Here is a 22,396-nt window from a genome sequence, read left to right as displayed (position 1 = left end):
TATGGGCCGACCGGCGTCTCAGGTCGAATGACCGAGTCGCCGGGCGCGCGGCTCGGCGGGTCCCACGCCGGCGGGCCGAGCCTCGGCGATGCGGGAGAAGGCGGTGATGTCGAGCTGCTCGCCACGCGTGCGCGGGTCGATGCCGGCGGCGACGAGGGCCTGCTCCGCGGCGTCGGGCGAGCCGGCCCAGGACGCGAGCGCGCCCCGCAGCGACTTGCGCCGCTGGAGGAAGGCGGCGTCGATGCAGCGGAAGACGTCCTCGCGGCTGGCGGTCGTCTTCGGCGGCTTGCGGCGGCGTAGCGACACCAGGCCGGAATCGACGTTGGGGGCCGGCCAGAACACGTTGCGCCCGACGCGGCCGGCGAGCTCGACGTCGGCGTACCACGCCGCCTTGAGGCTGGGCACGCCGTAGACCTTGCTGCCCGGCTTGGCGGCGAGGCGTTCGGCGACCTCCAGCTGCACCATGACGAGGACCCGCTCGATGCTCGGGAAGTGCTGCAGGAACGAGAGCACGACCGGGACCGAGATGTTGTAGGGCAGGTTGGCGACGAGGGCCGTCGGGTCGGGACCCGGCAGCTTGGTCACGGTGAGGGCGTCCGCCGCCACGAGCCGCAGCTTGCCGGCGTTGTCGGGCTGGAGCGAGCGCACCGTCTCCTCGAGTGCGCCCGCGAGCCGCGGGTCGACCTCGACGGCCGTGACGTGCTTGACGACGGCCAGCAGCGCCAGGGTCAGGGAACCGAGCCCGGGACCCACCTCGACGACGACGTCCTTGGGACCGACGCCCGCCACCCGGACGATCTTGCGCACGGTGTTGGCGTCGACGACGAAGTTCTGGCCCCACTGCTTCGTGGGCCGCACCTCGAGGCGCTCGGCGAGCTCGCGCACCTGCGCCGCCCCGAGGAGTGCGGCGTCGTCGACCGGTGCCGCTGCGTCCTTCTTCGTCATGCGATCACCCTATGGCGCGGGCGAGAGGACGTATGCCGTGACGCGTCCCGGGCACCGACGGGTGAGGCCCCCGACCGGCTGGGTCGGGGGCCTCGGTCCTGCAGGCGCCTGAGGCGGCCGTCAGGTCAGGGCTTGCACTGCCACTGCGAGGTGCCGTTGTCGGCGTACACGCGGTTCGCCACGGTGATCTGCTGCTCGCGGCTGGCGAGGTCGGCGCGGCCCGCGAAGTCGCCGCCGCCGTAGGCCAGCCAGGTCGAGGTGAGGAACTGCAGGCCGCCGAAGTAGCCGTTGCCGGTGTTGATGTGCCAGTTACCGGTCGACTCGCACTGGGCGATGCTGTCCCACATGGCTGCTCGCGCGAGGTTCAGGCCGGCGCCCGAGCTGGAGGCACCAGCGCTGGGGGCGGGGGCGGCTGCGGGCTTCGGTGCGGGGGCCGGGCGCTTCTTCGTGCCGACGAGCACGATGCGCGCCACGGGAGCCTTGGTGACCGTGGAGGAGACCTCCTTGGTGGAGACGACCTTGCCGTCGACGACGGTGCTGCGCACCGTGACCGTGCGCACGCCGGCGACACCGGCTCGCTGGACCTTGGTCTGGCCGGCGTAGAGGCTGCCGGTCTTCGTGTTCGTCGTGCCGAAGGCGATCGGCCGGGTGACCTTCTGGTCCTTGGTCTGCCGGCGCTGGACGGCGATCTTCGCTCCCGACGTCAGCGGCGTCGTGACGGGCGGGTTCACCTTGTCGGCCTTGGCCAGGCGCACGTCGAGCTGCGTCAGCGCCTCGCCCACCGTGGTGGCGGCGATGGTCTTGGTGACGGTCTTGCCGTCCACGGAGACCGTGACGGCCTTGGGGGTCACGACCGTGACCGCCAGGCCCTGGCGGCCGATCGTCTGGGAACGCGACACCGACAGCCGGGCGCCCTCGCCCCGGACACCCAGTGCGAGCAGCGCTCCGTCGACCGTGGTCTCGGTGGTGCGGAGCTCGCGGGTCTTGCCATCGACCGTGAGCTTGAGCATGCGGGCGTACTTGACGGTGATGGTCTCGCCGTCGCTGACGGGTGAACCCACGGCGGGGACGACGACGTCGCCGGGCTTCACCGCGATCCCCTGCTTGTCGAGGACGTCGCCGACGGTGCTGGCGAAGGCGTGCGCCGAGCTCGTGGTGCCGTCGACCGAGAGGTTGACGGACTTGTCGAGCTGGGTTGCGCCGACCGCACCGGAGGTGAGGACGACGGCCGCGCCGGTGGCGGCCAGGATCTTGGCGTTGCGAGAAATCAAGTCACTCCGAACATCGAACCATCCGGTGCAACGCGCTCTCGAACAGTCCACCTCGCGTCGTCGGGAGGTGGGTCGATGCGGGGCAGCAACCGGCCAACAGCCATCCACCCTGACTGACACGTCATGCAAAGGTCAAATTTCGGTAACGGACTGCGAGTCAACCGAATCGACCGACGGCACGTGCGCTATGGGCCTAGGGGGCCGGTGTCGGACGCGTGGATCCCCATGGGCCGTAGACCAGTTCGCTGTTCTCGGACACGGCCCGACACAGGGTCGGGACGTCGATGTTGAGCACGCCGGCCATGGCCCGGATCGTGACCGGGACGAGGTAGGAGGCGTTCGTCGCGCCACGGTGCGGCGCCGGTGCGAGGTAGGGCGCGTCCGTCTCGACGAGGACGCGATCGAGGGGTACCGCCGTCAGCGCGTCACGCAGGGTGCGGGCGTTCTTGAAGGTCACCGTGCCGGCGAAGCTGAGGTAGTAGCCGCGCTCGACGCACTCACGGGCCATCTCGAGGTCACCGGAGAAGCAGTGCAGGACGGTGTGCTCGGGCGCCCCCTCCTCCTCGAGGATGCGCAGCACGTCGTCGTGGGCGTCGCGGTCGTGGATCTGCAGGGCCTTGCCGAGGCGCTTGGCGAGGTCGATGTGCCAGCGGAACCCGCCCTGCTGCACCGCGACGCCCTCGGGGCCGGTGCGGAAGTAGTCGAGGCCGGTCTCGCCGATGACGCGGACGCGATCGTGGGTCGCGCACCGCTCGACCTCGGCGTAGGCCTCGTCGAGCTTGCCGGCCGCGGCCAGGCGCGGAACCTCGTTGGGGTGCAGGGCGATTCCGCCCACCAGCTCGTCGTGGGCCTCAATGGCCTTCATGGTGAAGCGGATGCCGTCGAGGTCGCAGCCGACCTGGACGAGCCGCGTCACCCCGACCGAGCGGGCCCGCGCGATCGCGTCGGCGACGTCGAAGGGCTCGTCCCCCTCGCGGGTGATGTCGAGGTGGACATGGTTGTCGACGACGTCGATGGGCAGGGGGTCGGGCAGGGTCTCCGGCAGCCCTCGCTGCCCGGAGGAGCTGGGGCTCATGCGGACTCGGCCCCGCCCCCGCCGGCGGCGTGCTTCGGCTTGCCCATCTTCGGGGCGGCCAGCGGGTCCGTGTGGTGGCGCGTCCCGCCCGGTCCGGCCTCGCCGAGCCGTGCACGCTCGTCCTCGATCACCTGGTCGGGGTCCAGCTTTGCGAAGACGCCGGTGGGCTTGGCGATCGGCGTGCCCACGACCACCGGGCGCGACTCCCAGCGCGGCGTCGAGGAGTACTCCCCGGTGATGACCGGGTAGCTGCGGGCCTCGTCGTCGAGGTCGGGCACGACCTCCAGGCGCGGCATCGGCATGAACTCGCCCTCGCCGCCGAGCACGGCGTGCACGCGGTTCGCGGCGTGCGGCAGGAACGGTGAGATGAGCGTGTTGAGGTCCGAGACGGCCTGCACGAGCGTGTGGAGGACGGTGGAGAGCCGCTCGCGCTCGTCGTCGCCCTTGAGCTTGAACGGCTCGGTCTTCGAGACGTACGCGTTCGCCTCGCCGACGACGCGCATGACCTCCGCGAGCGCCGCCTTCTGGCGGTGCCGCTCGAGCGACGCGCCGACGGTTGCGAACGCACCTCGTACGGTCGCGAGCAGCTCCTCGTCGACGGGCTGGACGGCATACGCCCTCGGGATCTCGCCGAAGCTCTTGGCGATCATCGCGGCGGTGCGGTTGACGAGGTTGCCCCAGCCGGCGACCAGCTCGCTGTTGTTGCGCTGGACGAACTCGGCCCAGGAGAAGTCGGCGTCCTGGTTCTCGGGGCCGGCGGCGCAGATGAAGTAGCGGATCGGGTCCGGGCCGTAGCGGGCGACGATGTCCTGGACGTAGATGACGTGCTTGCGGCTCGTCGAGAACTGCTTGCCCTCGAGGGTCATGAACTCGCTGGCCACGACCTCGGTGGGCAGGTTGAGCTCGCCGTACGGCCCCGGCTCGCCGCCCTTGTCGCCCTTCCCGGCGTAGCCGAGGAGCTCGGCCGGCCAGATCTGGCTGTGGAAGGTGATGTTGTCCTTGCCCTGGAAGTAGTAGGAGACGGCCGACGGATCGTTCCACCACTCACGCCAGCGCTCGGGATCCCCGACGCGGCGGGCCCACTCGATGGAGGCCGAGAGGTAGCCGATGACGGCGTCGAACCAGACGTAGAGGCGCTTGCTCGGGTTGTCCTCCCAGCCCTCGAGCGGGATCGGGATGCCCCAGTCGATGTCGCGCGTCATGGCGCGGGGGCGCACGTCCTTGAGGAGGTTCTTGGAGAACTTGATGACGTTGGGGCGCCAGGTGCCAGAGGCCTCCCGGCCGTCGAGCCACTCCCCGAGCGCGCCGGCGAGGGCCGGCAGGTCGAGGAAGAAGTGCTGCGTCTCGATGAACTCCGGCGTCTCGCCGTTGATCTTGCTGCGCGGGTTGATCAGCTCGTCGGCGTCGAGCTGGTTGCCGCAGTTGTCGCACTGGTCGCCCCGCGCCTCGGGGAAGCCGCAGATCGGGCAGGTGCCCTCGATGTAGCGGTCGGGCAGCGTGCGCCCCGTCGACGGGCTGATGGCGCCGCGCGTCGTCTGCTCGATCATGTAGCCGTTCGCGTGCACCTGGCGGAACATCTCCTGCACCACGGCGTAGTGGTTGCGCGTCGTCGTGCGGGTGAAGAGGTCGTAGGACAGCCCGAGGTCGGTGAGGTCCTGGGCGATGACGGCGTTGTACTTGTCGACGAGCTCCTGCGGGGTCAGGCCCTCCTCCTCGGCGAGGACGAGGATCGGCGTGCCGTGCTCGTCGGTGCCGCTCACCATCAGGACGTCGTGGCCGGCCATCCGCATGTACCTGCTGAAGACGTCGGAGGGCACGCCGAAACCGGCCACGTGGCCGATGTGGCGCGGGCCGTTGGTGTACGGCCAGGCGACGGCAGACAGGACTTTGCTCATGGGATGGATCCTAGGCGGGCGCCCGCTGCCGCCGCGAAGGCGTTCTCGCCCGTCCCCGTCCCCCGCTGCGCCGCCGGTGTCACGAAGGTCGTGACGGCATACGGCTCCACGCGGTATGACGGAGGGATGACAGGTCATGTTGCGCACGCGAGCGTGACGGTCGACGCGACGCCGCAGGAGGCGTGGCGCGCCCTCACCGACCCCGAGCTGGTCCGCACGTGGATGGTGGGCACCGACGTCAGCACCGACTGGCAGGTCGGCAGCCCCATCACCTGGCAGGGCGAGATCAACGGCAAGCCGTACCAGGACAAGGGCGAGGTGCTCGAGTCGGACCCGCCCCGCCGGCTCTCGATGACGCACTACAGCCCGCTCATGGGGCAGGAGGACCGGCCGGAGAACTACCACACCGTGACGTACACGCTGTCGATCGACGGGGCGGTGGGGGCGACCACGGTGACCCTCGAGCAGGACGGCAACGTCTCGCAGGAGCAGGCCGAGCAGTTCTCGCAGAACTGGCAGTCGATGCTCGAGTCGTTCCGGTCAACGGTCGAGGGCCGCTGACGGCAGGGACGCGGAAAGGCTGGGCGGACAAGCCGATCGGCGCCGTCCTGTGTGGTCCGGCGCCGATCGGGGTGGTGGGTCCGGGTCTCAGCCGAGCCGTGCCTCGAGGGTGATCGGGACGGCCTTGAGCGCCTGGCTGACGGGGCAGTTGGCCTTGGCGTCCTCCGCGGCGGCCTGGAAGTCCTCGTCCGACATGCCGGGCACGTCGCCGACGACGCTGAGCGCGATCCCGGTGATGCCGGTCCCGGGGACGAAGGTCACGTTCGCCGTCGTGTCGAGGGTGGTCGGCGGCGTGCCGGCCTTGGCGAGGCCGTTGGACAGGGCCATCGAGAAGCACGACGAGTGCGCGGCTGCGATGAGCTCCTCGGGGCTCGTCCTGCCGTTGGCCGACTCCGCCCGCGAGGGCCAGTTGACGTCGTAGGTGCCGATGCCCGAGCTCTCCAGGCTGACCTGGCCGGAGCCCTCGAAGAGCGAGCCCTCCCAGTGCGTGCTGGCGGTGCGGGTGGTAGCCATGCCGTGCTCCTTCGGGTGTGCTGTCGTCGAGGCCGGCGGATGCCCGCCTCCGGACGGGGAACTACAGGAGCCTTACCCGCGATTCCCGCTGGGGCAAGCGGTTCGCCTGTCGAGATCGCGAGTCAGCGGGCGGCGAGGGACGCGTCGTAGAGCGCCTTCTTCGACAGGCCGGTGGCCGACGCCACGTCGGCCGCGACGTCCTTGAGCCGCTCGCCGGCGTCCACCCGAGCTCGTATGCCGGCAACGGCGTCCTCGAGGGAGGGCACCGCGCGCTCGGCTCCCGCGACGACGACCGTGATCTCGCCCTTGACGCCCTCCTGCGCCCAGGCGACGAGCTCGTCCAGGGTGCCGCGGCGCACCTCTTCGTAGGTCTTGGTCAGCTCCCGGCAGACGGCGGCGCGGCGCTCGGCTCCGAAGGCGTCGCGCATGGCGGTGAGCGTCTCGGCGAGCCGGTGCGGCGCCTCGAAGAAGACGAGGGTGCGACGCTCGTCGGCCACCTCGGCGAGCGCTCGGGCGCGCTCCCCCGGCTTGCGCGGGAGGAACCCGTCGAAGCTGAACCGGTCGACCGGCAGACCCGAGACGGCGAGCGCCATCAGGACCGCGCTCGGCCCGGGGACACACGTCACGCGGACGTCTGCGTCGATCGCCGCGGCGACGAGGCGGTAGCCGGGGTCGGAGACGGACGGCATGCCGGCGTCGGTGACGACGACGACACGCTCGCCGGCGACGAGGCGCGTGACGAGGTCGGGCGTCCGTGAGGCCTCGTTGTGCTCGTGGTAGCTGATCACGGATCCGCTTGGGGTGACGGCGAGCTCGCTCAGGAGGCGTCGCAGGCGTCGGGTGTCCTCGGCCGCGATGACGTCGGCGGTCGCGAGCTCCTGGGCCAGGCGTGGCGCCGCGTCGCGTGGGTCGCCGATCGGGGTGGCCGCGAGGACTAGGGTGCCGGTGCTCATGCCGCCATCCTCGCAGGACGCGATGGTCAGGCGGCGAGGGCGAGGGCCACCGCCGCCACCCGTCTGGCTCACACCGCTGCAGCCCGACAAGACCCAGATCCCGCCTGGCCGCCTACTGGGACGCCACGACGGCGTGCGCAACGGCATCCGCGATCCGTCGATGTCCGGCCGCATTCGGATGGTCGCCGTCGGCAGCGAGCAGGTGCGTCTCGTCCCAGGCGTCGTCCGGGCCACGGAACGCCGTCCGCAGGTCCACGTAGAGCGAGCCGGTCTCGCGAGCAGTGGCGCGGATCGTGTCGTTCACGCTCGCCGTCACGGCCGAGGCCGCGGCGACGTAGGCCTGACCCTGGGCGGCCGCGTACGTGCCGCCCAACCACACGCTCCAGTAGTCGAGCAGCACCACGGCGACGCTGCGGCCCTCCGTCAGCTGCCGCACCCGGGCGACGACGACCCTCAGATTGCTCGCAAGCTGCGGGATCCTCTGCTCGTAGCAGGCGACGTCCGTGGCGCACGCAGACGAGTAGGCGACGTCGTTCGCGCCGACCTCGAGGGTGAGCGCCTGACTGTTCTGTATCCGTCCGGCCGCGGCCGCGTCGTGCTCCACCTGCCCCAGCACGTCACCGCTCGTGTACCCGGCAACCGCGTCGTTCGCCACCTCTACCGGATGTCCGGCGAAGCGCGCGAGGTCATCGCCGAGCAGGCCCGGGTAGGGCGTGCACTCGCACGCGCTCCCGTACGGCACCGAGTCGCCCAGGGCCGAGGACGACCTCACCTCCCTGAGCGCGGCCGCCAGCCCCGGAGAGACAGTCGACGGCGCTGCAGTGGACGACGCTCCAGTGGGCGGCCCTCCGGGCCCTTGCGCCGGGCCTGCCGAGCACGCCGCCGCGCCGACCAGGCAGAGCGCGCAGAACGCGTACGCGAACCAGGCAGCCGACGCGCGCATCCTTCCTCGCCAGCCGACCCCCACCCGAGGACCGGGAACCGTCACCTCCCCAGTTTCGCCCCCACGCGCCGGAACCCGGGAGCGGAACGGCTCGGCGTTCCCCATCGTGGACCGGAAGCGCCGCACAGCCGTCTACGCGGTAGGACTGACCCATGAGCACCGAAGGGCGCCCCTCCACGACCGAGCAGCTACTGGAGGCCGACCGCCGCCAGCCCGACGTCGCCACGTTCGCCTCGGGCGTCTCGTCTGCCTCCCAGCACGCTGCCCTCCGCGCGTCGGTGCGCCAGCTCGGCACGCTCCTCGGCGAGGCGCTGACCCGGCACGAGGGCGCCGACCTGCTCGCGCTCGTGGAGAAGGTGCGCGGCCTGGCCCGCGAGCCCGAGGACGGCGAGCTGCGCGCGCTGCTCGAAGGCGTCGACGCGCCCACCGCAGTCGTGCTGGCACGCGCCTTCACCGCATACTTCCAGCTCGTCAACGTCACCGAGCAGCTGCACCGGTGGCAGGAGCTGAGCGCCGTCGACGAGGCGCCGCTCGCGGCGACGGTCCGGCGCATCGGCGCAGCCCTCGAGGAGGGCAGCCTCGAGCGGGACGAGCTCGACGACGTGCTCGGCCGGATCGAGTACCGTCCCGTCTTCACCGCCCACCCGACCGAGGCCACGCGCCGCACCGTGCTCAACCTCCTCCGGCGCATCGCCGTGACGGTCAGCGAGCTCGAGGACCCCCGCCGCCCGGCCTCCGAGGGCCCACGCACCGAGCGACGCCTCGCCGAGCTCGTCGACATGCTGTGGCAGACCGACGAGCTGCGCATCGTGCGTCCCGAGCCGACCGACGAGGCCCGCACGGCGATGCACACGCTGCGGTTCCTGGCCGACCAGGTGGTGCCCGACCTGCTGGCCGAGCTCGACCGCACGCTCGCCGGCATCGGGGTCGAGCTGCCTCCGACTGCGCGGCCCCTGCGCTTCGGCGCCTGGGCGGGCGGCGACCGCGACGGCAACCCCAACGTCACGCCGGACGTGACCCTCGAGGTCATCGGCATGCAGCACGACGCCGGGCTCGCCGAGCTCGTCTCGAAGCTCGACCACATGCTGCACGAGCTGTCCTCGTCGACGCGGTTCGTCGAGGTGACCGACGCGCTGCGCGAGAGCATCGAGCGTGACGCGGTGGCCCTGCCGGTCACCTACGCCGCCGTGCGCCGGCTCAACGCCGAGGAGCCCTACCGCCTCAAGCTCAGCTTCGTCCGCGTGCGCCTGCTGCGCACCCGCGACCGGCTCGACCACGGCACGCCGCACGAGCCGGGACGCGACTACGCGACGTTCGACGAGCTCCTCCAGGACCTCGTCCTCATCCGCGAGTCGATGCTCGCCGGCGGGGACGCCCTGACCGCCGACGGGGCGATCCTGCGCCTCATCCGCGCCGTTGTCGCGACCGGCACCGGTCTGGCGACGCTCGACATCCGCGAGCACAGCGCGAAGCACCACGCCGCCCTCGCCGACCTCTACGAGCGCATCGGCGAGCTGGACACGCCGTATGCCGAGCTGGAACCTCCCGCGCGCATCGCCCTGCTCTCACAGGAGATGGCCTCCCGACGGCCGCTCACCGGGGTCGGCGTCCACGACCTCGGCGAGGCCGCGCAGGCGTCCCTGTCGCTCATGACGGCCATCGGGCGGGCCCTCGACACCTACGGCCCCGAGGCCGTCGAGACCTACATCGTCTCGATGACTCACGACGTCGACGACCTCTTCGCCGTCGTCGTCCTCGCCCGCGAGGCGGGCCTGCTCGACACCGGCTCCGACACGACCCCGGCCACCGCCCGCATCGGCTTCGCCCCGCTCTTCGAGACCGTCGCCGAGCTCGAGGCGGCCGGACCTCTGCTCGAGGCCCTCCTGTCCGACCCGTCGTACCGCCGCGTCGTCGCGGCCCGCGGCGACGTGCAGGAGATCATGCTCGGCTACTCCGACTCCTCCAAGGACGCCGGGATCGCCGCGTCCCAGTGGCAGATCCACCGCGCCCAGCGCGCCCTGCGTGACATCGCGCGCCAGCACGGCGTGGTCCTGCGGCTCTTCCACGGCCGCGGCGGGTCGGTGGGCCGCGGCGGCGGACCGACCGGCGAGGCGATCCTCTCCCAGCCCTACGGCAGCCTCGACGGCCCGATCAAGATCACTGAGCAGGGCGAGGTCATCAGCGACAAGTACACCCTGCCCGGGCTCGCGCGCTTCAACCTCGAGACCGCGCTCGCCGCCGTGCTCGAGGCGTCGGTGCTGCACCGCCGATCACTCCTGCCGCGCGACGTCCTCGACGGCTGGAACGGCACGATGGACCTCGTGGCCGGCCGCGGCCAGGACGCCTACCGCGAGCTCGTGCGCGACTCCCGCCTCGTCCCGTTCTTCGTGTCCGCGACTCCGGTCGACGAACTGGGCAAGATGAACATCGGCTCCCGCCCGTCCAAGCGCCCCGGCGGCACCGGGGGCCTCGAGGACCTGCGGGCCATCCCCTGGGTCTTCGGCTGGACGCAGTCCCGGATCATCCTGCCCGGCTGGTTCGGCGTGGGCTCGGGCCTGGCCGCTGCCCGCGAGGACGGCCGGGACAAGACGCTGCGCGAGATGTACGGCTCGTGGGCGTTCTTCCGCACCTTCCTGTCCAACGTGCAGATGACACTGGCCAAGACTGACCTCGACATCGCCGCAGGCTACGTCAGCACGCTGGTCCCGGACGAGGTGTCCGGCGTCTTCGAGACGATCCGCGAGGAGCACGCCCGCACCGTCGAGGAGGTCCTGCGGCTCACCGGTCAGAAGGAGCTGCTCGAGTCCTCACCGGTGCTGCGGCGCACGCTCGAGCTGCGCGACAGCTACCTCGCCCCCCTGCACGCCCTGCAGACCTCGCTGCTGGCCCGCTCGCGGGCGGTGCCCGAGGACGTGGAACCGGACGCGGACGTCCAGCGTGCCCTGCTGCTGACGATCAACGGCATCGCCGCAGGGCTGCGCAACACCGGCTGAGGGCGTATGCCGTCTGGCGCGAACCTGCGCCACGGCGCGGTTCCGGATGTGACCCGGACCCGACGGACGCGCCGAACTGCGCCATGGCGCGGTTCGGGCCGTGACCCCGAACCCGACGAGGCACCGAACTGCGCCATGGCGCGGTTCCGGCCGTGACCCGAACCCGACGAGGAACCAAAGTGCGCCACGGCGCGGTTCCGGCCGTGACCCGGACCCGACGGACGCGCCGAACTGCGCCATGGCGCGGTTCCGGCCGGAACCCGGACCCGACGACCCACCGAACTGCGCCATGGCGCGGTTCTGCTCTCGTTCAGACCGTGATGGGACCGGCGGCCGGGTCACCGGCGGCGCGCAGCATCCGGGCGGCCTGCTCGCGCATGACCTCGCACAGCTCGGGCGGTTCGAGGACGGTCAGCTCCCACGGCAGCGCGCCCAGGTGCATGGCCATGGCACCGAGGTGGTTGCCACCCGCCTCGAAGATGCAGCGGTCGCGACCGTCAGCCGTGACCGTGCCCACAGCTGCGGGAACGTGCTTGTCCACCAGCTCTTTCGGCGCCTCGATGCGGACCCGGGCCACGTGGTCGTAGCCGCCCGCGGTGATCGAGCGCCGCACGTGCTCGGCGGCGTCCGGCGCCTCCCGCGGGGCGAACCGCCAGCCGTTCGACCGGGCCTCGGCCATGCGGTCGAGCCGGAAGGTGCGCCAGTCGTCGCGGTCGAGGTCGAAGGCGAAGAGGTACCACCGCCGGCCGGTTGCGACGAGGCGGTACGGCTCGACCCGCCTCTCCCCCGAACCGCGCGGGCCGGCATACGCGAACGTCACCCGCTCGGTCTGCCGGCAGGCGCGCGCGAGGCGTCGTCGCGTCGACGGGGACGACACCGCTGTCGAGCGTCACGGTCGCCTCGTGGATGGCCTCGACCTGGGCGCGAAGGCGTCCCGGCAGCACCTGGTCGAGCTTGGCGAGCGTGCGCACCGCGGCCTCCCCCAGGCCCTCGACGGTGCCACCAGCGGCGAGGCGCAGGCACACGGCGACGGCCACGGCCTCGGTGTCGTCGAGCAGCAGCGGCGGCAGGCGGCGCCCGGCTCCCAGCTGGTAGCCGCCCCCGGCACCGTGCTCGGCGTTGACCGGATATCCCAGGTCGCGCAGGCGCTCGACGTCGCGGCGCACGGTGCGGGTCGTGACACCGAGCCGCTCGGCGAGCTCGGTGCCGCTCCAGACGGGCCGGCTCTGCAGGAGGTCGAGCAGACGCAGCACCCGGGCGGTGGTGCCGGTTCCGTCGGACGACGAGGACATGACTCGAGTGTCGCAGCCTCTGCGGACAGGAGCTGTCCTATATGCCGTGGACGCTTGGACCATGACCACGACACAGACCTCCATCGACTGGACCTCCGCTCTCGTCGACCAGGCCGCCCGGCACTGGAGCAACCAGCTGCGCCCGCGTCTCGACGGGCTCACCGACGCCGAGTACCTCTGGGAGCCGACGCCCGGCGCCTGGAACCTGCACCCCCGGGGCCAGGGGGGCACGGAGATCCAGGGCGGCACCGGCGAGCTGACCATCGACTGGGCCTACCCCGAGCCCATCCCCGCTCCGGTCACGACGATCGCGTGGCGGCTGGCGCACGTCATCGTCGGCGTCCTCGGCGCCCGCGTACACAGCCACTTCGACGGACCGCCCGTCGACTACCTGACCTTCCCGTATGCGGCCACTGCCGAGGGCGCGCTCGGCCAGGCCGACGCGGCGTTCGCCGCCTGGACCGCCGGGGTGCGCGGCTGGGACCTCGACGCGCTCGCCGAGCCCTGCGGGCCGAGCGAGGGGCCGTGGGCCGATCACCCGCGGGTCGAGCTCGTGCTGCACATCAACCGCGAGGTCATCCACCACGGCGCCGAGATCGCGCTGCTGCGTGACCTCTACGCCCACCGCAACGACTGAGGAGAAGCCATGGCAGCCCACGTCCCACCCGTCCGCGACGAGCGCAAGAGCCTCATCGCCTACGTCGACCAGCAGCGCGACGCGTTCTTCTCCGTATCGTTCGGCCTCACCGAGGAGCAGATCCGCCTGGCACCCACGGCGGGCACCCTCAGCATCGGCGGGCTCGTCAAGCACGTCACGACCTGCGAGCGCGGCTGGACGGCGCGGATGGCCGCGGCGCCGAGCGCCCCCGCGCCACCCGACACGTCGATCGCCGAGCAGGCGCGGGCCTGGGGTGAGGACTTCACGGTCACCGACGACGACACGCTGGAGTCGCTGCTCGCCGCGCTGGCCGCGCAGGGCGACATCACCCGCCAGGTGCTGCGCGAGGTGGATCTCGGCGCTCCGGTGCCGGTGCCGCGCGACGCGCCGTGGTTCCCGCACGACGTCGAGGCGTGGTCGGTCCGGTGGGTGGCCATGCACCTCGTCGAGGAGCTGGCTCGGCACGCCGGGCACGCCGACATCGTGCGGGAGTCCATCGACGGCGCCACGATGTACGAGCTCGTGGCGGCCCGCGAGGGCTGGCCGGAGACGGCGTGGCTCAAGCCCTGGCGCCCGAACGTCCCGGCCGAGTCCACCGCCGTCCGGCCCTGACCCGTCCGGGACAGGCGAAGGGCCCTCGGGAGTATGAGTCTCAAGGGCCCTTCTGGTTGATCGGTCGTAGGTGACTCTCCCGATCGACGTCTCGTCGAGTCCGGTCCCGGCAGCCTCGTCACCGGCTGCCGCGGTGAGTCGCCCCACCGTGTGGACCCTCGTCTCCGAGTCGTCACGCTCTCCTCGGGAGGAGGGCGTAGGAAAGTTCTACCTCGGGCCATCTAGGCCCACAAGCCTTTTCGAGAAAGTTCCTCTGAGTCCTCACACCCTCCGCGCGTCCTCCACAGCCGACGGCCGGTTCATCCACATCCCGGCCCCTCGTCTCCACAGGTTGTGCACCACGCCTGTGGACGGGCCGGCATCAGGGGCCGCCGGGGGGCTCTCCGAGGAGCCGACCGCGCAGGAAGGCGGTGACGCGCTCGACCGCCTCGGGGTGCCGGTGGTCGGTCAGCGTCGCGTGTCCGTGTCCGTCCAGCTCGACCGCGACGAATCCCTCGCCGAGCTCGCGCCGGAGCGTCTCGAAGCGGGTGCCGGTCACCCAGTCGGCGTGGTAGCGGACGCCCAGGACCGGGCACCCGTCGGCGACGCGCCGACGGACGGCGGCGAGGTCCCCGGGCGTGAGGTTCACGTCGGCGGCCCGGCTGCGACCGATCGGCAGCGGAGTCGCCGGCTGCGCGACGACTGGCGCGACGACGACCGGGTCGACCATCGCCGCGAGCGCGAAGCCGCCCGTCACACACATCCCCAGCACGCCGACACCGGGCCCGCCCGCAGACGCGTGCACCGTCCGGGCCAGGCTGCGCAGCCAGCCCGCGAGGGGCGCCGTCCGGCCCGTGGCGAACAGGGTGAACTCGCGCGTGAGGCAGAGGCGCGGGACGACACGGGCTGCCTCCCACGTGCGGGGCGGCGCGTGGGACGAGCCGAAGAGGTGCGGCAGGACGACGGTGAAACCGGTGTCGACGAGGTGCTGGCCGATCTCGATGACCTCCGGGGTGAGCCCCGGGCTCTCGTGGACGACGATGACGCCGGGGCCCTTGCCCCGCGTGTAGGTCGGGTACGCGAAGCCCTCCGCGGCGTGCTCACCGCGGCGCCAGTCGGAGAGCAGCGACATGCCCGAGACGCTACGCCGCCCCGCTGTCCGAGAGGCAGCTCGCGGCGATCTCGGCTCCGCCCGCGAGGTTACGCTGGCGCCATGTCGACCTCAGCGACCGCGGAGCGCGGCCGGTTCGCCGGACTGCTCGCCGCCTCCGACCGCGACCCCGCGCGTGTCGACGAGCCGGGCGTGCGTCGAGGGCTGCGCTGGGAGACGGTGCTCGTCCTCGGGGTCAGCCTCGGGTCCTCGGCCGTCTACGCGGTGCTCAGCATCATCGAGAAGCTGACCCGGCCGGTGCCGCTGTCGCAGCAGACGACAGCGATGAACCAGTCCGCGACACCCGGGCGGCCCTGGCTCGACCTGGCCTACCAGCTCGCCGGCATCGTCCTGCCCCTCGCCGTCGTGGGCCTGGCCCTCTACCTGCTGAACCACGTGCGGCGGCCGGCGCCCGACGTGCGCGCCGGCCGTTTCATCGGGCTCGACCGGCGCGAGCCCGGTCGCGACCTGCTCCGCGGCGTCGGCCTCGCCGCCGTGATCGGCATCCCGGGCCTCGGCTTCTACTTCCTCGCCAAGGCGATCGGCATCAACACCCAGGTCGCCGCCGCCAACCTGCAACCGGTGTGGTGGTCGGCGCCCGTGCTGGTGATGGCTGCGATCGAGAACGCCCTCCTCGAGGAGGTCGTCATGGTCGGCTACCTCTTCACTCGCTGGCGCCAGACCGGATGGGGGTGGCCGCTCGTCATCGGCGTCTCGGCCCTGGTCCGCGGCAGCTACCACCTCTACCAGGGCTTCGGCGGGTTCGCCGGCAACATCGTCATGGGGCTCGTGCTCGGGCTGGTCTTCGTCCGCACGCGTCGCGTGATGCCGCTGGTCGTGTGCCACGCGCTCCTCGACACCGTCGCCTTCGTCGGCTACTCGGTCCTCAAGGCGCGCGGCGTCGCGATCTGAGCCACGGCCGGAACCCCACGGCCCACGCGTCGGCACGGTGCCCGTCCCACCCAGCGACACTGCATACGATGACGCCCATGAACTCGGCCCGGCAGGTGCGCGCGCGCCTGCTCGGGGACCCGGCCGACGACTTCCGCCTCTCCCGGCGCACCGCCGGCCGCCTCGCCTGGCTCGGGTGGGCAGGACCGCTCTTCTTCACGCTCGTCGGCGGGTTCATGCGCTTCTGGCACGTGGGCGCGCCGCACCAGCTGGTCTTCGACGAGACGTACTACGTCAAGCAGGGCTGGTCGATGGTCCTCTACTGGTTCGAGATGAAGAACGACCCGACCCTGCAGGAGGCCAACCAGGTCGACCAGCACTTCACGGCCAACGACCCGATGGTCTACGGCACGGAGGGTGACTTCGTCGTCCACCCGCCGGTCGGCAAGTGGCTGATCGGCTGGGGCGAGGTGCCCTTCGGCATCCTCAACTCCTTCGGCTGGCGGTTCGCCGTGGCCCTGGCCGGCACGATCTCGATCTTCATGCTCGGCCGCATCGCGCGCCGCCTCTTCCGCTCCGACCTGCTCGGCACGCTCGCCGCAGCACTGCTGGCGTTCGAGGGGCACCACTTCGTGCACTCGCGCACCGGCCTGCTCGACATCTTCGTCATGTTCTTCGGGCTGGCCGCCTTCGGTGCGCTGCTCGTCGACCGCGACCGGGCACGCGAGGTGCTGGCCCGCAAGGTGGGCGACCGCGCCCGAGCGGCCACGTCGAGGCTCGGGCCGTGGCTGGGCTGGCGACCCTGGCGGTGGGTGGCGGGCGTCATGCTCGGCCTGTGCGCCGGGGTGAAGTGGTCCGGCCTCTACTTCCTCGTCGCCTTCGGGCTGCTCACCGTCCTCTGGGACCTCGGCGCCCGGCGCGCCGCCGGGGTGCGCGGCTGGCTGGCAGGTGCTCTCGTCAAGGACGCGCCGTATGCGTTCGTGCAGGTCGCGGTCACCGCGGTCGTGACGTACGTGGCGAGCTGGACCGGCTGGATCCTCACCAAGGGCGGCTCCTTCCGCACGTGGGCGCAGGACAACCCGGACACGACCCACCCGTGGCTGCCCGACTGGTGGCGCTCGCTGTGGGCCTACCACCAGCAGATGTACGCCTCGACGCAGGCGATCACCTCCTCGCACCCGTACCAGACGAACCCGTGGTCCTGGCTGATCCAGGGACGCCCGACGTCGTTCTTCTACGAGGGCCCGAAGAAGGGCGCCGACGGCTGCCTCGTCGACCAGTGCAGCAAGGCGATCACCTCGATCGGCACGGTGTCGATCTGGTGGGGCGGCACCCTCGCGATCTTCGTGCTGCTGTTCATGTGGGCGCTGCGCCGCGACTGGCGGGCCGGCGCGATCCTGTGCGCGCTCTTCGCCGGCTACCTGCCGTGGTTCTTCCTCGGCAACCGGACGATCTACTCGTTCTACGAGGTCGCCTTCGTGCCCTACGTGGTGCTCGCCTGCGTCTACGTCCTGGGCCTGGTGGTCGGCGGTCGCGAGGCTTCGCCGACCCGTCGGCGCATCGGCTACGGCGTCATGGGCGCCTTCGTGCTGGTCTCCATGGCGCTCTTCGCGTTCTTCCACCCCATCTACGTCGCGGACGTGATCCCGCTCTCGGAGTGGCAGGCCCGCATGTGGTTCCCAAGCTGGGTCTAGGGCGGTCGAAGGGTTCGGCTGGACTGTTCGAGCGCGCTATGGGCTGGTGGTCGCGGGGCCGGCCGTTGACGACGGGACGGCAGTCGCTCCATCAGCAAGGCCCTCGGTGGTCGTGGGTGGTGCGGTCGAGCCGGTCGACTCTGGGGTCGTCGCGGTCGGTTGGGGTGAGCTGGACGACAGCGAGGAGTCCCCGCCGGGAGGCGTCGTGGACGCACTGGCGGACGGCGCAGGGGTCGCTGTGTCCCCCGTTGCCGTTGCCGTGGTCGGCAGGCTCGTGGACGGGGTCGGCGTCGAGGCCGCCGGAGCCGTGGCCTCTGCGGCGACCAGCGTCCGGATCTGGTTCTGGTAGTCGAGGAGCCTGGACCGGACCTCGTCGAGGGAGAGGGTCTCGATGGTCGCCGAGAATCGTGCGATCTGCTGCCAGAGCGCGTCGATACGCTGGCGAGTGCTGGGGTCGAGGTTTGCCGGAACCGTGAGGACGAGCTGCTGCGCCAGGGCGTAGGTCACGCACTGTGCACAGGAGTAGTTGACCGCGCCGGAGATGTTCTGGGGGATCGCCACGTGGGCGTCACCGGTGATGAGCACGACCTGGAACGCAACAGCGACTGTCTTGCAGCCGGTGCAGCTGGCGAAGGCGTAGGCCTCGTTGCTGTTGGTGACGGCGCTGCCGTCGGCCCAGACCAGGGCGAAGGCGACGTCGTAGAGCGTTGAGCCGTCGGCGGTGTTGACGGCGAGGGCCTGGTTGTCGCCGGCACCGGGAGCTCCGGGGCGGTTGAACGGGAACACCCAGGTCGGTGCCGTGGCGGTGCTCCCATCCGCCGTGGACTTCGGGACCAGCACGAGGGCGAGCGCGGGGTGCTCCTTGGTCGGAGGAGCCGAGGTCGAGGCCCACACGGAGCGCTGGCCCTCGACGATCCGGCCGTCGGAGAGGGCCGCTGCCCGGCCGGGAAAGCTCACGGCGGTCATTCCGTCGACCACGGTGCCCTTCTCGAACCTCTCGACGGGGCGGTAGCGGTCGGCGTCGGGCCACCAGGCCCAGGCCAGCGCCGAAGCGACGGCCACCACGAGCAGCCCTGCCAGAGCCCGGCGGCCGGGGCGTCCGGCGGTCCTGCGCCACAGCGAGACCAGCACCGTCCTGACCAGGCGAGCCAGGACCAGGAGCGAGCCGAGCACAGGCAGGCAGACGGCGAGGATCGCCAGCACCCTGACCGCCACGCCGGTGACGTCGCCGCCGGACCAGTCGACCCCCAGAGCATGGGCCTGCTTGAGCACGCTTGCCCACGCCGTGCCGAGGACCCGAGGGAGCGCCACGACCATGAGCACCAGGGTGACGAGCAGCAGCGGCACGATGACGAGCACCCACGCGGTCACGACGACCCGCGCCCAGCGCTTGAGCTCGGTCGCACGGGGCTCGGGGGACCGCCCGGGCACGAGGCTGCGAAGCGTCGGCCCGATGCGCGAGGAGAGGTCGGGCACGCCGGTGAGGTCCGCGAGCACGTGGTAGCCGTCGAAACGAACCATGGGCGCCAGCTGACGGATCATCTGCAGCAGCTGCGCGGCGAGGATGAGCAGCAGCGCATCCCATCGTGTGAAGAACCAGACGGCGAACATCGCCACCGCCACCAGCGCGTTGAAGTACAGGCCCCCGAGGTCCACGCGAAGGCGGCCTGCCCGGCCGAGGCGGTAGCTGTCGGTGACATCGGTGTAGAAGGCCGGCCAGACGAGGTAGAGGCCCGTGCCCATGGCGCCGGGCGTCGCGCCGCCGTAGCGACAGGCGGACGCGTGGCCGAACTCGTGGAACCCGGCGGAGAAGATCGTGATGGCGAAGACGAGGACCAGGAGCAGGGGCTGGTCGAACGCCTGGTGGGTCGCGGAGCCGAGCCCCTTCGTGAAGAGGACCCATCCGGAGACGACGAGGAAGGCGACCAGCGCGACCACCACGACAACCGGCGTGAAGAGGGCGGCAAAGGGCGCGGTCAGACGACGGGTCACCGTGGGGTCGGAGACCACCCATCGGAAGCGCAGCGCGAGGAGGGGGTTGGCTTTCTGCACCTGGGGCTCCGACCCGTCCGTCCCCCGGACGAGGCCGAGCGGGCGAAGCCGCGTCTCGACGAGCTGACGAACGTCATCCGGCGCGAGCCGCCGCCCGTATGCCGTGCTGACGACCTCGGCCAGCTCGGTGTAGGTCCGCCGTCCGTCGATCGCCTCGAGGACCAGGTAGAGCAGGGGCGTGAGCTGCACCGTCTGCCCGTCGAGGCGACGTGCGAGCGACGGTGGGTTGCGATAGCCGGAGCCCGTCAAGGCTCCGAGCAGCTCGACGCCCGTACCCCTCGTCGGAGGGTGCGCGACGTCACCCACGTCGGCGGACGGCAGGGCCGATGGGTCGATGGTGGAGACCGGCTCGGAGGCCCTGCCGTCCGCTGACGCGAGAGTCACGATGGGACCGTCTACTGCTTGATCTGCGAGGTCTGGTCGGCGGTGGCCTGGGCCGTCCCGTCCAGGTGCTGGGTGATCGAGCCCTGCTGGTCTGCGATGGACGTCGCCTCCGAGCCGAGGGACCCGACGTTGGCCGAGACCGAGGCGTTGATCGGGGCGGCGACGTTCGCGTTCGCGGCCACCGCTCCGTCGATCGGGGCGGCCAGCTTGGCGTCGGCCGCCGCGTTGACGTCGATGTTCAGCAGGTTGCCACTGAGGGCAGAGGAAGCCGTGGGCGTCGGGCTCGGGGCGGCAGCCGGCTCCGCGGTAGGCGTGGTGGGCGTGCCGGTGCCGGTCGCCGGCGCGGACTGGTCGATCGTGCTGTGCTGGGGCGCGTGGGCGACGGCGGAGCCGGACAGGTCCTGGTTGATGTCCACGCCCTGGTGGGCGACGGCCGCATCCGCGGAGCCGACCGAGAGGATGTTGGCACCGACTGCTCCGTTGATCGGCGCTGCGACATTGGCGTTGGCCGCGACGCCGAGGTCGACCGGGGCCGCGACGTCCAGGGCGAGGTTGAGGTCGGCGTTGAGGTCGAGGAGCGACATGACCTCCTTGTCCGGGAGGGCAGTCCCTCCCTCGGCGGCCAGCTCCTCCGCGGAAACGGGTGGGAGATCGGCTTCGCTCATCATTGGCTCCATTCCGGCACACGCGAGTGCCCGTCATCGGTTGCGGTGAAGCGCACATACCCGAGATATCCGTCACGCCAACTGGTCGGCCGGTACTTGAAGAAGGACCGGATGCCAGGCGCACCCGGTGCCTCTTCCAGCGGAAGCAGAGCTCCTACGCGAACTCGAGCCTCAGCGGCGTGGGAAGTCTGCCTGCGGAGGGGTCGCTCACGTGGTAGGCATCGAGGTACTCCCCGCAATGAGCGCGGGCCGACTCTCAGGAGTGAGCATGAGCGACATCGCCAGCAAGGTCGACAAGGCATTCGAGTCCCTCAGCATCGCAGAACTGGCTGATGCACCAGTGGACGCGCTGCAGGGCGTGAGCGCCAGCGACGCCGAGCACCTCAAGGCCGCTTTCAACATCAAGACCGTCCGGGACCTGGGCACCAACAAGCACTTCCTGTGGGCCCAGGCCATCGCAAAGCTGGCCGACTGACCCTCTCGCTCGAACGGCCCCCGCGCCCTCAGGGGTCCGGCGTTGAGCGTGACAGGCCGGCTAGGTCCGCTTCGGAGGGAGTCGATGAGAGCGGAACCATGAGGGTGAAACAGGTTGGCTGCCGTTGGGTCAGGGCCAGCCGGCCGCCGTAGGCCTCGGCGATCGATCGCCCGAGGGCCAGCCCGATCCCCAGTCCGTCGCTGCCGGAATGGCCTCGGCGGAACAGCTCGTCGCCAGGGACCTGGACGGAACCCTCGTCCGCGACGTCGATCGCGACGAAAGAGCCGAGGTCACGGAAGACGACGGTGACACGTCCGACGCCGTGCCGCATTGCGTTGTCCAGAAGGATCTTCAGAACCTCCGTGACGACGAACTGCGGTAGGGGCAGCGCAGGATCGGTCTGGGCCGTGACGACCAACGGGCGCCCCGCCTCGGACAGTGGGCCGTGCCACCGCCGCTCGATCTCCGCGCAGAAGTCCCCGACGCTGTGGCCCGGGCCCGCGTCCAGCACATCCGACTGGGGGCGGGACAGGTGGATGACGTTGTCGATCGTTCGCTCGAGATCTCGCACCTGCCCGAGGGCATCGACAAGCGCCGCGCGGAGATCCGCGGTGGCGCCGCTGCCTTTGTGGCTCAGCGCGTTCTGCAGCCCGAGGGCCAGCCCAGTGACCGGCGTCCGAAGCTGGTGGGAGATGTCACCGGTGAGTCGGCGTTCTCGGGCGATGAGGTCGCCCAGCCGGTCCAGCATCTCGTTCTGAGTCCGTGCCAGCCTGACCAGCTCGGGCGTCCCAACCGGCTCGGTTCGTGTCTGCAGGTCCCCGGCGACGACGCGCTCGGCCGCGACCGCCAGTGCCTCGAGAGGGGTGCTGAGGAATCGTGCCTGGCGTCGCGCCACGACGACCGAGACGGCAAGAGCGAGCACCGCCAACAGCGCCAGCGCTGCCCAGGCCAGCAGGATGGTGGTGAAGGTGTGGCTCGTGGGCGCTGCCACCCGAACCACTGCAATGACTCTCTCGGCCACGGTCACGGGAACCGCGACCACGAGATCAGCGCCGACCACGCCCTCGGACTCGACCCCGCGCGCGGCAGCGCTGGTCACCGAGTCGGCGGTCGGTGGCCCACCCGTGGCAGGAGACCTGCGGGTCAGCGAGGCGTCGTAGACGGCCACCTTCTTGTCGCCCTCCACGCGGGGCAGCTCCACCGGGTCACCCGCCAGGAAGTCCGGACCGACCTGCCGGGCAGCGAGCAGAGCGGTCCGTTCCAGCTCGCCACGTTCCTCACTGAGGATGGCGGCCCTTGCGGCCAGCGCCAACGGGATGCCGAAGAGCACCAGGGCGACCGACACGGCCACGACGGCCACGTGCAGGATTCGTCGGCGCATGCCTGCCATCCTGC

The 22,396-nt window shown here is 71.4% G+C and carries 19 protein-coding genes and 1 pseudogene; 7 read left to right on the top strand and 13 right to left on the bottom strand.

Annotation, left to right across the window (positions count from 1 at the left end):
• Positions 1 to 18 precede the first annotated feature (18 nt).
• The 4 genes from rsmA to metG form a co-directional block, all read right to left on the bottom strand.
• Entirely contained in the window at positions 19 to 945 is a 927-nt protein-coding gene (rsmA, locus tag LQK93_RS13265) for a 16S rRNA (adenine(1518)-N(6)/adenine(1519)-N(6))-dimethyltransferase RsmA (protein ID WP_374968250.1), read from the bottom strand.
• A gap of 125 nt (positions 946 to 1,070) precedes the next feature.
• Positions 1,071 to 2,216, bottom strand: a complete 1,146-nt coding sequence (locus LQK93_RS13260) for a transglycosylase family protein (protein WP_374968249.1) — start codon at positions 2,214 to 2,216, stop codon at positions 1,071 to 1,073.
• Between the two features lie 193 nt (positions 2,217 to 2,409).
• A complete protein-coding gene (locus tag LQK93_RS13255) occupies positions 2,410 to 3,291 on the bottom strand; it encodes a TatD family hydrolase (protein WP_374968248.1) in 882 nt (293 codons plus the stop codon).
• The gene (metG, locus tag LQK93_RS13250) at positions 3,288 to 5,186 is read right to left on the bottom strand and encodes a methionine--tRNA ligase (protein WP_374968247.1); all 1,899 of its coding nucleotides are present in this window, start codon (positions 5,184 to 5,186) and stop codon (positions 3,288 to 3,290) included. Before metG ends, LQK93_RS13255 begins: the two co-directional genes overlap by 4 nt.
• A 3-nt stretch (positions 5,187 to 5,189) precedes the next feature.
• Between metG and LQK93_RS13245 the strand changes: the two genes are divergently transcribed.
• Positions 5,190 to 5,747, top strand: a complete 558-nt coding sequence (locus LQK93_RS13245) for an SRPBCC domain-containing protein (protein WP_374968246.1) — start codon at positions 5,190 to 5,192, stop codon at positions 5,745 to 5,747.
• An 87-nt stretch (positions 5,748 to 5,834) separates the two neighbouring features.
• Here the strand turns inward: LQK93_RS13245 and LQK93_RS13240 are convergent, their stop codons facing one another.
• The 3 genes from LQK93_RS13240 to LQK93_RS13230 all read right to left on the bottom strand — a co-directional run bounded on the left by LQK93_RS13240 (position 5,835) and on the right by LQK93_RS13230 (position 7,985).
• Complete coding sequence (locus LQK93_RS13240) at positions 5,835 to 6,260, bottom strand: OsmC family protein (protein WP_374968245.1); 426 nt, start codon at positions 6,258 to 6,260, stop codon at positions 5,835 to 5,837.
• Between the two features lie 122 nt (positions 6,261 to 6,382).
• Positions 6,383 to 7,213, bottom strand: coding sequence for a 16S rRNA (cytidine(1402)-2'-O)-methyltransferase (gene rsmI / locus LQK93_RS13235; RefSeq protein ID WP_374968244.1), 831 nt, complete (start codon positions 7,211 to 7,213; stop codon positions 6,383 to 6,385).
• 112 nt (positions 7,214 to 7,325) lie between these two features.
• Entirely contained in the window at positions 7,326 to 7,985 is a 660-nt protein-coding gene (locus LQK93_RS13230; protein ID WP_374968243.1) for an SGNH/GDSL hydrolase family protein, read from the bottom strand.
• 323 nt (positions 7,986 to 8,308) lie between these two features.
• Here LQK93_RS13230 and ppc point away from each other — a divergent pair, with 323 nt between their 5' ends.
• On the top strand, positions 8,309 to 11,149 hold the full coding sequence (gene ppc / locus LQK93_RS13225) for a phosphoenolpyruvate carboxylase (RefSeq protein ID WP_374968242.1): 2,841 nt from the start codon (positions 8,309 to 8,311) through the stop codon (positions 11,147 to 11,149).
• A gap of 310 nt (positions 11,150 to 11,459) precedes the next feature.
• Here ppc and LQK93_RS13220 read toward each other — a convergent pair whose 3' ends face one another.
• Positions 11,460 to 12,026 carry a WYL domain-containing protein gene (locus LQK93_RS13220; RefSeq protein WP_374968241.1) on the bottom strand — a complete coding sequence of 189 codons (567 nt, stop codon included), beginning with the start codon at positions 12,024 to 12,026 and terminating at the stop codon, positions 11,460 to 11,462.
• Between the two features lie 271 nt (positions 12,027 to 12,297).
• A pseudogene (locus tag LQK93_RS13215) lies at positions 12,298 to 12,441 on the bottom strand (HTH domain-containing protein); the annotation flags it as partial.
• Between the two features lie 61 nt (positions 12,442 to 12,502).
• Between LQK93_RS13215 and LQK93_RS13210 the strand changes: the two are divergent.
• Entirely contained in the window at positions 12,503 to 13,078 is a 576-nt protein-coding gene (locus LQK93_RS13210; protein ID WP_374968240.1) for a DinB family protein, read from the top strand.
• Positions 13,079 to 13,087: 9 nt separating this feature from the next.
• On the top strand, positions 13,088 to 13,711 hold the full coding sequence (locus tag LQK93_RS13205; RefSeq protein WP_374968239.1) for a DinB family protein: 624 nt from the start codon (positions 13,088 to 13,090) through the stop codon (positions 13,709 to 13,711).
• Positions 13,712 to 14,072: 361 nt separating this feature from the next.
• Here LQK93_RS13205 and LQK93_RS13200 read toward each other — a convergent pair whose 3' ends face one another.
• Positions 14,073 to 14,822: a dienelactone hydrolase family protein gene (locus LQK93_RS13200; protein ID WP_374968238.1), complete on the bottom strand. Its 750-nt coding sequence runs from the start codon at positions 14,820 to 14,822 to the stop codon at positions 14,073 to 14,075.
• A gap of 81 nt (positions 14,823 to 14,903) precedes the next feature.
• Between LQK93_RS13200 and LQK93_RS13195 the strand changes: the two genes are divergently transcribed.
• Both LQK93_RS13195 and LQK93_RS13190 read left to right on the top strand, forming a co-directional pair.
• A complete protein-coding gene (locus LQK93_RS13195) occupies positions 14,904 to 15,752 on the top strand; it encodes a CPBP family intramembrane glutamic endopeptidase (RefSeq protein ID WP_374968237.1) in 849 nt (282 codons plus the stop codon).
• 77 nt (positions 15,753 to 15,829) lie between these two features.
• Complete coding sequence (locus tag LQK93_RS13190; RefSeq protein ID WP_374968236.1) at positions 15,830 to 17,425, top strand: dolichyl-phosphate-mannose--protein mannosyltransferase; 1,596 nt, start codon at positions 15,830 to 15,832, stop codon at positions 17,423 to 17,425.
• Positions 17,426 to 17,461: 36 nt separating this feature from the next.
• Here the strand turns inward: LQK93_RS13190 and LQK93_RS13185 are convergent, their stop codons facing one another.
• Both LQK93_RS13185 and LQK93_RS13180 read right to left on the bottom strand, forming a co-directional pair.
• A complete protein-coding gene (locus LQK93_RS13185) occupies positions 17,462 to 19,861 on the bottom strand; it encodes a hypothetical protein (protein ID WP_374968235.1) in 2,400 nt (799 codons plus the stop codon).
• An 11-nt stretch (positions 19,862 to 19,872) separates the two neighbouring features.
• On the bottom strand, positions 19,873 to 20,526 hold the full coding sequence (locus LQK93_RS13180; protein ID WP_374968234.1) for a peptidoglycan-binding protein: 654 nt from the start codon (positions 20,524 to 20,526) through the stop codon (positions 19,873 to 19,875).
• A gap of 268 nt (positions 20,527 to 20,794) precedes the next feature.
• Between LQK93_RS13180 and LQK93_RS13175 the strand changes: the two genes are divergently transcribed.
• Positions 20,795 to 21,001 carry a hypothetical protein gene (locus LQK93_RS13175; RefSeq protein ID WP_374968233.1) on the top strand — a complete coding sequence of 69 codons (207 nt, stop codon included), beginning with the start codon at positions 20,795 to 20,797 and terminating at the stop codon, positions 20,999 to 21,001.
• A gap of 28 nt (positions 21,002 to 21,029) precedes the next feature.
• Here the strand turns inward: LQK93_RS13175 and LQK93_RS13170 are convergent, their stop codons facing one another.
• Entirely contained in the window at positions 21,030 to 22,382 is a 1,353-nt protein-coding gene (locus tag LQK93_RS13170) for an ATP-binding protein (protein WP_374968232.1), read from the bottom strand.
• Between the last annotated feature and the right edge of the window lie 14 nt (positions 22,383 to 22,396).

The organism is Terrabacter sp. BE26 (assembly GCF_041941675.1).
In the GTDB taxonomy this organism is placed as follows: domain Bacteria; phylum Actinomycetota; class Actinomycetes; order Actinomycetales; family Dermatophilaceae; genus Terrabacter.
Note: the sequence above shows the minus strand (reverse complement) of the source record. Positions and strands in the feature narration are given on the sequence as shown.